Below are 531 nucleotides of genomic sequence, written 5' to 3' on the forward strand. Positions count from 1 at the left end.
ACTGAAAATCCCCGTGTCGGTGGTTCGATTCCGCCTCTGGGCACCAGAATATGGCGGTATAGCTTAGTTGGCTAGAGCGTTCGGTTCATACCCGAAAGGTCATAGGTTCGACTCCTATTACCGCTACCAAAATTTAATGTGGGCCATTAGCTCAGTTGGTTAGAGCGCCCGGCTCATAACCGGTAGGTCTGGGGTTCGAGTCCCTGATGGCCCACCACATTAAATTAAAACAATTTCGAGGTGTAGCGCAGTTTGGTAGCGCACATGGTTTGGGACCATGGGGCCGGGGGTTCGAGTCCCTTCACCTCGACCAATATAATGGTGGGTATAGCTCAGTTGGTTAGAGCGCCAGATTGTGGCTCTGGAGGTCGTGAGTTCGACTCTCATTATCCACCCCAACTAACATGGTCTATTAGCTCAGTCGGTAGAGCACCTGACTTTTAATCAGGGTGTCCCGCGTTCGAGTCGCGGATAGATCACCAAAAAGGTGGCGACATAGCCAAGTGGTAAGGCAGTGGACTGCAACTCCTT

At 51.6% G+C, this 531-nt stretch carries 5 tRNA genes; all 5 read left to right on the plus strand.

Annotated elements, in window-relative coordinates:
* The first annotated feature begins 52 nt into the window (after positions 1–52).
* The 5 genes from KGF48_RS19855 (at position 53) to KGF48_RS19875 (ending at position 482) form a co-directional block, all read left to right on the plus strand.
* A tRNA-Met gene (locus tag KGF48_RS19855) sits at positions 53–129 on the plus strand.
* 11 nt (positions 130–140) lie between these two features.
* Positions 141–217: transfer RNA gene (locus KGF48_RS19860), tRNA-Ile, on the plus strand.
* A gap of 19 nt (positions 218–236) precedes the next feature.
* Positions 237–313 (plus strand) — tRNA-Pro (locus KGF48_RS19865).
* An 8-nt stretch (positions 314–321) separates the two neighbouring features.
* A tRNA-His gene (locus tag KGF48_RS19870) sits at positions 322–398 on the plus strand.
* A gap of 8 nt (positions 399–406) precedes the next feature.
* Positions 407–482: transfer RNA gene (locus KGF48_RS19875), tRNA-Lys, on the plus strand.
* Positions 483–531 lie beyond the last annotated feature (49 nt).

Source organism: Clostridioides sp. ZZV15-6388, assembly GCF_020657755.1.
GTDB lineage: Bacteria > Bacillota > Clostridia > Peptostreptococcales > Peptostreptococcaceae > Clostridioides.